8 protein-coding genes and 1 pseudogene are annotated in these 9,719 nt (G+C 47.9%); all 9 read left to right on the forward strand.

Features of this window, described 5'->3' with window-relative positions; translation table 11 throughout:
- The coding region (locus tag QUA42_RS18140) for a hypothetical protein (protein WP_333138831.1) at positions 1-671 on the forward strand (671 nt) is incomplete at its 5' end.
- Positions 662-1,408, forward strand: a complete 747-nt coding sequence (locus QUA42_RS18145; protein ID WP_333138833.1) for a CIS tube protein — start codon at positions 662-664, stop codon at positions 1,406-1,408. The genes QUA42_RS18140 and QUA42_RS18145, both read left to right, overlap by 10 nt.
- 2 nt (positions 1,409-1,410) lie before the next feature.
- A complete protein-coding gene (locus QUA42_RS18150; protein ID WP_333138835.1) occupies positions 1,411-2,478 on the forward strand; it encodes a contractile injection system protein, VgrG/Pvc8 family in 1,068 nt (355 codons plus the stop codon).
- Positions 2,478-3,062: a phage baseplate assembly protein V gene (locus QUA42_RS18155; RefSeq protein ID WP_333138837.1), complete on the forward strand. Its 585-nt coding sequence runs from the start codon at positions 2,478-2,480 to the stop codon at positions 3,060-3,062. Before QUA42_RS18150 ends, QUA42_RS18155 begins: the two co-directional genes overlap by 1 nt.
- A gap of 3 nt (positions 3,063-3,065) precedes the next feature.
- The gene (locus QUA42_RS18160; protein WP_333138839.1) at positions 3,066-3,452 is read left to right on the forward strand and encodes a GPW/gp25 family protein; all 387 of its coding nucleotides are present in this window, start codon (positions 3,066-3,068) and stop codon (positions 3,450-3,452) included.
- 10 nt (positions 3,453-3,462) lie between these two features.
- Complete coding sequence (locus QUA42_RS18165; protein WP_333138841.1) at positions 3,463-7,053, forward strand: putative baseplate assembly protein; 3,591 nt, start codon at positions 3,463-3,465, stop codon at positions 7,051-7,053.
- 48 nt (positions 7,054-7,101) lie between these two features.
- On the forward strand, positions 7,102-7,989 hold the full coding sequence (locus tag QUA42_RS18170) for a baseplate J/gp47 family protein (RefSeq protein WP_333138843.1): 888 nt from the start codon (positions 7,102-7,104) through the stop codon (positions 7,987-7,989).
- Between the two features lie 2 nt (positions 7,990-7,991).
- Positions 7,992-8,747 carry a phage tail protein I gene (locus QUA42_RS18175; RefSeq protein WP_333138845.1) on the forward strand — a complete coding sequence of 252 codons (756 nt, stop codon included), beginning with the start codon at positions 7,992-7,994 and terminating at the stop codon, positions 8,745-8,747.
- 25 nt (positions 8,748-8,772) lie between these two features.
- Positions 8,773-9,719 (forward strand): annotated as a pseudogene (locus QUA42_RS18180) (hypothetical protein); the annotation flags it as partial.

The following is a 9,719-nucleotide window of genomic DNA, read 5'->3' on the forward strand; positions in this document are numbered from 1 at the left end:
AAGCTTTGGTGGTTAAAGCAGAAAATCAAGCTGTGCTGCCAACTTCACCTCAACTGCGCTCGCCAGTGACCAATCAATTACCGCTTTCGATTGTGACCCCATCGTCACGCTCGTCCTTACAGGAGCAGAAACTTAATAGTGGCATATCTTCCCCAGCAGAAGAAAAAGCTTTGGTGGTTAAAGCAGAAAATCAAGCTGTGCTGCCAACTTCACCTCAACTGCGCTCGCCAGTGACCAATCAACTACCGCTTTCGATTGTGACATCGCCATCAACTGGTTCAGTTCCAAACACTGCGATCGCAGGCTCAGCGCTTGCCTCAGCCCGACTTTTGGAAGAACTGCCCCTTGTGAAGGTAGAAAACCCTGCTGTATTGTCTGCTTCTCAGGCACTTGGACACCGAACCCAGCCGCTGGTGTTTGCCCGCCCTGCGCCGACCCACGTTCCCTCCATCAATAAAGATTTGCCCACGACCGCTTCTAGCCATCAGTCAACCGAGCGATCGCCTAGTGTTAACGCTCAACCTGCTGCTCAGAGACTATCTACCCCAACAGTCTCTCCAACCCAACCACCAGTTGTAGATGTTAGCTACTTAACTCAGCAAGTGGAACGAAAACTGATGCGGAAACTCACGGTAGAACGCGAGCGTAGAGGACAACGAACATGGCATTAGAAAAGCTCACGATTCAACTAGAAGAAAGCAAAAACAAATTTAGTAAGGAAATACCAGTTCTTTATAACCCCCAACAATTAACGATTGTAAAGTCTGGTTGGAACAGCGACAATAAAGCCTTAGTGCCAGATGACAAACCTGCTAGCCTTACAGTTGACCTCTTTTTTGATACCAGTGCTCCCGATTCTAATAGCGATTTACTAAACCGCTTTAACAATCACAATACCCCGTCGATACTTCAGAAAACTAAAGATCAGTTCATTAGTCCTGCTGCACAAGCCATAGATGTTAGGTTATATACTCTCCCTATTTATAACCTCACTTTCACTAATCCCCTCTCCAGGCTTGGTCGGCCTCCACTCTGCCAACTCGTATGGGGAGGTAAACCTAATATTCGACATTTCAATGGATCGGTACTGTTTAAAGGAGTACTTCAGCAAGTTACTCAAACCTTTACCCACTTCACCGCTGAGGGTATGCCAGTGCGAGCAACCCTCAATTGCATCTTTCTAGAGTGGGAAGAACCTGAGCAACAGCAGAAAAAGAAAAATCCTATTGATGATCCGATTCGCATTATCAAACAAGGGGAAACCCTGAGCAGCATTGCTCAGGAAGAATATGGCGACTCGTCCCTGTGGCGAATCATTGCCAATACTAATCGATTAGTAAACCCTCGTAAGTTAGAGGTCGGTAGTTTGCTGACCGTACCACCCTTGCCTCCACAAGGAGGACGCTAGCCATGCCCCAACTTAACTCTGCTTCATATAAGTTAGCTCCAAAAGTCAAGATTCTGATCGGCGATCGCCCTCTAGAAACAAAGGCGAAGACCAGCTTACTGGCTGTAGAAGTCTCAGAAGATATTGATGCATTGGGTATGTTTACTCTGGAGTTAAACAACTGGGACCTAGAGGATCAAAAGGTACTTTGGTCTGATGATGCTCAGTTTGAATTGGGCAATGAAGTCAAGGTCGAGTTTGGCTATGGCAACCGGACGGCAGTCGTCATGGTGGGAGAAGTTACCGGGCTGGAACCTGAGTTTTCTTTAGAGCAGTCTCCTCGATTGATTGTCCGGGGGCATGACTTTAGCCATCGACTAATGCGAGGCACTAAAACCCGAACATTCACTAATACGCGGGACAGCACTATTGTGGAGCAAGTTGCCAGTGCTGCCAAACTAAGCGTAAGGGCCAGTCGTACTTCAGAGTCGTTAGAGTACGTGTTGCAAAGCAATCAGACTGATCTGGCCTTTATCCGCGATCGCGCCTCCCGTATTGGGTACGAAATCCTGGTTGAGGACACTACATTAATCTTTCGCCCCTTGCAGCCTCAGGGGAAAGCAGTACTGACGCTCCATCGAACAGACCTGCTGGAATTTTCCCCCCGCTTGAACACACTGGGACAGGTAAATGAAGTAGAAGTTCGGGGGTGGGATGCCCAGCAGAAAAAGCCAGCGGTGGTAGGCAAAGCTACAGCTAGTGATGTTATAACAATGGGGCAAAACAGTGGCATTAGTACCACAGCCCGAGAATTTGGCAAAACTGCTTATGCCGTCATTGATCAGGCGGCAGCCACACCTGAAAAAGCTAAAGCTATTGCCCAAGGGCAAATCAATCGTATGGCTTTGAGCTACATCACGGGTGAAGGCTCCTGTCACGGCAACGCAGCCCTGCGAGCCGGTCGGGTAATCAGAATTGAGGGACTGGGGAAGCGTTTTAGTGGCAACTACTATGTGACTTCTACCAACCATCGCTATACTATTTCGGAAGGGTATCGCACTGAGTTCAGCGTCAGGAGGAATGCGACGTAATGCCTTTAGGAGATCTGGTCAGTTTATTAACACCGTTAGAGACGAGCGATCGCATCTATGGGGTAACTATTGCGATCGTAACCAATACCCAAGATCCAAAGAAACTGGGACGAGTGCAAGTGAAGCTGCCGTTGCTATCGATGTTAGATCATAGCGACTGGGTGCGGATGCTAACTCCGATGGCTGGCAAAGAACAGGGGCTATATTGCCTTCCCCAAGTAGACGACGAAGTTTTGGTTGCCTTTGAGCAAGGTGATCCAAACCAGCCCTATGTTTTGGGTGCGCTTTGGAACGCTAATGCAAATCCTCCCAAAGCTGCTGTGAGCCAACGCCAACTCGTGTCTCGCAGTGGTCATGCGATTGTGCTGGATGACACGGAGGGTTCTGAACAAGTCGAGATTCGCGATCGTACGGGCAAAAATCGTATTGTTATCACCAGCAAAAACAATAGCCTCGTCATTGAATCTGAGGGTGAGATCACGATTAAAGCGAAAGGCAAGCTAACTTTGTCGGGCAAGGGAGTAGAGATTGATGCTCAGGGGAGCCAGGTCAATGTCAAGGCTAGTCAAATGGAGGTGAAGTGAGCGATGGATAGCAACTTTTTAGGAGTCGGCTGGACTTCGCCTGTAAGGCTGGATGGTAAGGGGCAAATTCAGTTAGCTAAATATGAAGAAGCCGTGCGCCAATCGATTCGGATGGTTCTGAGCACTGCCAGAGGGGAACGGTTGATGCGTCCTGATTTTGGCTGTAGCCTGCATGATCTAGTGTTTTCAACCAACAGTGCCGCGGCGATCGGCCAGGTCATCAGTGCCGTGCAGGAGTCTTTAATTCAATGGGAGCCTCGCATTGATGTATTGGACGTAACGGCAATTCCCGATGCAGAGGAACCCAATCGATTATTGATTGACATTCGCTATTTAGTGCGAACAACCAACAATCGCTTTAATCTGGTTTACCCTTTCTACCTGAACTGAACCTCACTGCATGACTATCCCCCCACCCAAAATCGATCCTCGCACCTATACAGAACTGGTAGCTAGTACTGAGTGGCTGAGCCAGTGTTTTACCGGATATGGATTTCTGATTTTGAAATCTCCTTTCTGGGAACCCTCCGACAGTTATCTAGAATCCATCGAAAAATCCCTCAAAATTGATTTGAGAACCCTCGATAATATTAACGGCCTTCCTAGTGAAGGATCGAATTTGGTAATTGTTGGCAGGATTGAAGATTCTTACCATATTCGTATTTTTGATAAAGATAAAAAACAAATTTTTGACGCAGGAAAGGGAAAACTTTTACCAGACGAAAGCCTGCGTAAGCTTTTGGATCAGGCGTTTGATCTTAAAGCTAAGAATCAACCAATTGATAACACTGTTAAAGACCTTCTAAGGAACCTTAGAAGGCAGCTTGCTTTTCCCAAGGAAGGAAGGGGGCTGGTACTCGTTGGGCAAAATCAAGATTCATATCACATTCGTATTTTCGATTGGGCTGGAAAACAGATTGTTGATAAGGTGAAAGATAGCTTTACGCCTCGCGAAGAAAATCTCCGTCAATTATTAAAAGATTCATTTGATCGTCAATCTTATCAATCAATTGATGATAGAATAAAGATTAAGCTTCTAAAGGAAATTCAGTCCAGTTTAGGTTTAACTCATGCTCTCCAATGGGTACCTCCAGAAGACAAAGCTGATGCGGGGCTTGCCCTGATTCGGATTGTCGGGCGCATGGCGGTAATGGTTAGCGATCGCCTCAACCGCGTGCCTGAAAAGCATTTTCTGGCGTTTCTCAACTTAATAGGTGCCCAACAGCAGCCTCCTCAACCTGCTCGTGTGCCTCTAACAGCCTATTTGGTAGACGACAGCACTGTTGATGCAATTCTCCCTGCATATACCCAAATTGCAGCAGTGTCCCAATCGAATGACACAGAAGTTTTGTTTGAAACGGAAGAAGATTTAGTGGTGGTGCGATCGCAGTTGCAGGCAGCGATCGTTCACCGTAACGAAAAGTACTGCGATCATCTTTTGACCGCAACGACTGTTGCCGCAGATTTTCCAGTATTTGAACTTGAGCAGCCCAATACTCTCTACATTGCTGCTGACCAACTGACAACGGCGGTAGATTCTAAAGAAATTCAACTGGCGATCGCTAATCCAGGTAACTTGGTTGAAGGATGGAAGTGGAGTTATTGGGATGGCGAGACTTGGCAGTCATTAACTCCAATTGCTGATGCTAAGAATAATGAATTAAAACTTACAGTGACCGTTCCTGCACAGGGTTGCAAACCTCCTAAGCCAAAAATGCTCGAAGGTATAGAAGCCCAATGGTTGAGAGGGATTGCGCCTGGAAATCTGCCATCGTTAGCTAAAATTTGTTTGGTACGCGAGGAAACTGTAGAGATCGTCCCTGATCAGGCTTTTTTCAATACCGATGAAATTGACCTGAGCAAAGACTTCTTCCCTCTTGGGGAAACCCCACGATTCAACGACACGTTTTACATTGCCAGCAAGAACGTCCTCTCTAGTGCCGGAGCTACTATTACCGTAAATCTGACTCAAAGCGTGCAGAAAGCCGCCAAGCCCGAAAACGTTGAAATCAAGTGGGAAGTATGGGCTAATAAATCTTGGAACCCTGTTCAAGAGATGAAGCCATTAAGTTCAGCAAATCAAAAGAACGTTAATTCGGAAAATTCTTTTACAAAAGATTTCATCCCTATCACCTTTCAATTGCTTCTAGGAACTAACTTGTTTGAGGTCAATGGCGAAGAAAATTACTGGTTACGGGCAAGGTTAATTGCAGGAAATTATGGTAGTGAACCTCAGTTTAAATCAAAACCAGGTACACCTCCAAATACAGAAACGACGCTAGAACAAGTTGCTGGTACGGGCTATTTTCCCCCCAGCTTGCAATCCATTACCATCAAACGCAGCAAAATTAATAATATTGCACCTAAAGAAGTACTGAAAGCGTTACCATCAGGGGCTTTTGTTCACCATGACGCTGACACTTTTGCTGTCCCCCAGGAAGACCAGGAAGATGGTAGTTTGTATGTGGGGTTCGATCGCCCCTTTCCCAATCAAGCGATTGCCCTCTACTTACAAGTCACTCCACCCAAACCCGGTGAATTACTGAGATCTAAGCCTGTAGAAACGCCTGCAAAACTGCAATGGGAGTATTACGGTGCTCAGGGTTGGCGATCGCTGAGTCTGCAAAATGGCACCCACAACTTGAGTCAGCGTGGCATGGTGCAGTTTGTTGGGCCATCGGATTTGGCCTTGCAAACGCTCTTTGGTCAATCGGGCTACTGGCTGCGGTTGCGGTTACAGGAAGGAAGTTTCCAGATTCAGCCTCGTTTACAACAGGTACTCACGAATACAGTTTGGGCGGTTCAGGCAACGACTCACCAGAACGAAGTTTTAGGTAGTGGCACAGGTGATCCAAATCTGGTATTACATACGCTCCATACACCAGTGCTACCACGACAACAATTGCTCGTGCGAGAACCAGAACTACCATCTGCTGAAGAACAGACTGCGATTAAAAAACTAGAAGGAAATGACGCGATTGCCATTTCCAGCGACAATGCTGGACAGCCGGAAGACATTTGGGTGCGCTGGCACGAAGTCAGCGATTTTTACGCCTCTGGTAGCCGCGATCGCCACTACATCCTCGATCGCATCACTGGCGAAACCCGCTTTGGCGGTGAAGGGCAGGGAATGCCTCCGCCTATAGGACGCAACAACATTCGTATGGCTCGCTACCAGTCGGGTGGGGGAAAGCAGGGCAATTGTGGGGTAGAAACGCTGACTGAACTTAAAACCACGATCCCTTATGTAGATCGGGTAACCAACCATGAACCAGCCAACGGGGGAGCCGATCTGGAATCGATTGCATCTGTGCAGGCATCCGCTCCAAAACAACTGCGCCATCGCGATCGTGCTGTCACCTGGCAAGATATCGAAGACTTGACCTACGCTGCCTCTAGCGACATTGCTCGTGTAAAAGTGTTAACTCCCAAGTTCGAGCTGGTGTCGCAGGACTGGATAGCTACCACAAATAAGCAGGCATTGCCCTCTGAAAAAAACTTACTGGACGCATTGCAGCAAGCAGGCACTGTGACCGTGCTCATTGTGCCACACAGCCCAGCCCTACAGCCCACTCCCAGCTTGGCACTCATCGAAAAGGTCAAACGCTACTTGGGCGATCGCATCGACCCCAGTCTCAAATTACACGTCACTGAGCCATACTGGGTTAAAGTAACCGTGACAGCAACGATTGCGCCCATTTCATTCCATGCTGCCAACTCGCTAGAGGCTACTGTCAAAGCTGCCCTTACAAATTTCCTGCATCCACTCACTGGAGGAACTAGAGGGCAGGGCTGGTCTTTCGGCCGAAATCCGCATGATTCAGACCTCTATGCCCAGATTGAGCGCATCGCTGGAGTTAGTCATGTAGAGTACCTCAGCATCCTCAGCATCGTCAGCGACCCAGAGATCGCCCATCTTGATGCGGACGATCGCGATCGCTTTCTAATTTACTCCGGTCAGCATCAGATCACGATTGGTTCGCCACCTTAAGGTTATTTGCCCAGCTTGTTTCTTCCTGAATGTCTTATTGAATATCTTATGCCCCTACCGTTACCCAATCTCGATGATCGTGATTACGCAGACCTAGTGGAAATGGCGCGATCGCTCATTCCTAGTGAGTGCCCGGAATGGACGGATCACAACCCCTCCGACACAGGAATTATCCTGATCGAGCTATTTGCCTGGTTAACTGAACTGTTGCTGTACCAAACAAACCAGGTGCCTGAGAAATCTCAGGAGGTGTTTCTGCAACTGCTCAAGGGCGATGCAACCTGGAAGAAACCTGAAAATCAATCACTCCAGGCAGCAACCAAAGAGACAATTCTGGCACTGCGACAGCGCTATCGAGCCGTCACGGTAGTGGATTATGAGACTTTGGTGATGGAAAATTTTAAAGTCGGGCGGGTCAAGGCATTTGAAAACCGCAATTTGACAAAACCGCAGCCAACTGATGCGGGTCATATTAGCCTGGTCGTAGTGCCCCAAGATCCGTTTGCTGCTCTCAACTCAACGTTACAGACAGACATCGGGAACTTCCTGGAAGAACGCCGGTTGTTAGGAACCAAACATCATGTTGTCTCTCCTGAATATGTGAAGGTTTCTATCACTGCTGAGCTGTATTTAGAGTCGGGTCGCGTGTTCGATCAGGTCAAAGCGGCAGGCATTAACCAACTAAAGCAGTTTTTCGCTCCTCTATTAGGGGGAGAAAATAAACAGGGTTGGCCGTTTGGTCGAGCGGTCTATATTTCTGAGATTTACCAGCAGCTAGATCAGATAGACGGAGTTGACTATGTGAAAAACAACGTGGTTGTGGAGGTGGAATCACCGGGGCAGGGGAAGGTGCCGTTAAGGGATTACCAATGGCAGGCGCACCAACTTGTGCAGCTCGATCAGCCCAATCTAACTCATGCGGGGACACATAACTAGCCATGACTTCAAGCCCGAAACCCCTCAGCAGCTACCTTGACTATCTTCCAGCCGCGCTTCAGGAAGACCCATTTCTGGGTCAATTTCTCCTGGCATTTGAAGCCATTCTCAGCGGTGTCTCAGTCGAATCTACTCCAATTGGATTTGAGAAAACGTTAGCTGAGATTCATACAAAGTTTTCAGCCAGCACAACGCCGGAAGAGTTTTTGCCCTGGTTGGCAGGCTGGGTTGCCCTAAGCCTGCGCGATGACTGGGATGAACAAGTTAAGCGCGACTTTATTCAGCGCATTGTGCCGCTTTATCACCAGCGGGGCACAAAGGCAGCGATGAAGAAGCTGCTTCAGATCTACCTGCAAAAGCAAGTGAACTCGCAGGATGAATCAGTCACAGAATATGTAGAAATTTTTGAGTTCGATCGAATTCCCCATTATTTTCAGGTGCAGCTTCGTCTCGATAGTCAGGATTTCAACGAATATCGCCGTAAGGAAACCGTTGCTCGCGCCATTATCGATCGCGAAAAGCCAGCCCACACTATCTATGCGCTGCAAATTCTGATGCCAACGATGCGGTTGGTTTCGTCAGAAAAACTCGCGGCAGAAGGTGTCAGCAGTGAGGATCTTCCGAAACGAAGACTGCGGCTTTTCGCAAGCTCTAATAGTCCAGGTTACCAGAGCCATCAAAACAAGACTGCATTGGGCGCGACGGCGCAACGCCCTGAATCTGCCAATCCTGCCCCCTCCACCCCTGACACCCCCTAATTATTTTTGAACCGGAGTACTCATCATGTCGAACGAAGTGAAACCGCAACCCCAATATGTTGAAAAGCGCCCTCGCTATTTTGATGGTCAATACCTGAAAGTCGATGACTTTGTAAGTGAGCAGGAATATCATATCGATCGCCAACGTCGCATTAGTCGGTTTCTGCATGTTTCTGGAATTCTAGAAGGCTTGCAGGTTACTATTGAAAACACTAGCTTAAGAATTACACCCGGAGCCGCGATCGATAACGAAGGGAAACAAATACTGCTTACCAACGAAGTGGCATATGGAAAAGACACATTGAAATTATCAACGAAAAAACAGTTTGAAATTAACATATCGGCGTTAAACCTAACAACAACTCATAACCTGTCAATTGCTTGGAACGCAGTCGGGTCTGATCCGCAATCGGAAGAGGGAAGTCAGGAAGACACCCGCATTTATGAACTTCCAACAATTGAGTTAAAACCTGCATCAGAAGCATTATCATCGTCCTCGGTGTTACTGGCTGTCTTAAAACGTCAAGAGACTAATAATTCTTTCGAGGTAGATTTAACAAAGTGCCAATATTCCGGTCTCAGACTTCCAGCAACAAACGGGCAGGGAGTCACATTACGATCGCAGAACGGAGCCAACGATCGCGCGATTCTCTCTGGCAGTTTGAGTATTACTCAAAATCTTCAGGTTGAAGGCAATGTTGGTATTGGGGGTGATCCAGCCACAGGTACAGAGAAGCTGAAGGTAACTGGGAATGCTGCGATCACAGGCAATGTTGGCATTGGGGGTCCCCCAGGCACAGAGAAGCTGAAGGTTACGGGGAATACCACGATCGCAGGCAATCTCTCCGTCACAGGTAATACCAATACTCTCTCGGTTGCAGGAACCAGCACATTAACAGGCAATGTTGGCATTGGGGGTGCTTCAGGCACAGAGAAGCTGAAGGTAACTGGGGATGCCACGATCGCAGGCAC

Origin of the sequence: Microcoleus sp. Pol11C2, from assembly GCF_036701505.1 — a bacterium.
Classification (GTDB): domain Bacteria; phylum Cyanobacteriota; class Cyanobacteriia; order Cyanobacteriales; family Microcoleaceae; genus Microcoleus.

Excerpts from the sequence above, each read along its gene's own strand:
- QUA42_RS18145 (WP_333138833.1), top strand. The coding sequence starts at position 662 with ATGGCATTAGAAAAGCTCACGATTCAACTAGAAGAAAGCAAAAACAAA.
- QUA42_RS18150 (WP_333138835.1), top strand. The coding sequence starts at position 1,411 with ATGCCCCAACTTAACTCTGCTTCATATAAGTTAGCTCCAAAAGTCAAG.
- QUA42_RS18165 (WP_333138841.1), top strand. The coding sequence starts at position 3,463 with ATGACTATCCCCCCACCCAAAATCGATCCTCGCACCTATACAGAACTG.
- QUA42_RS18175 (WP_333138845.1), top strand. The coding sequence starts at position 7,992 with ATGACTTCAAGCCCGAAACCCCTCAGCAGCTACCTTGACTATCTTCCA.
- QUA42_RS18155 (WP_333138837.1), top strand. The coding sequence starts at position 2,478 with ATGCCTTTAGGAGATCTGGTCAGTTTATTAACACCGTTAGAGACGAGC.
- QUA42_RS18170 (WP_333138843.1), top strand. The coding sequence starts at position 7,102 with ATGCCCCTACCGTTACCCAATCTCGATGATCGTGATTACGCAGACCTA.
- QUA42_RS18160 (WP_333138839.1), top strand. The coding sequence starts at position 3,066 with ATGGATAGCAACTTTTTAGGAGTCGGCTGGACTTCGCCTGTAAGGCTG.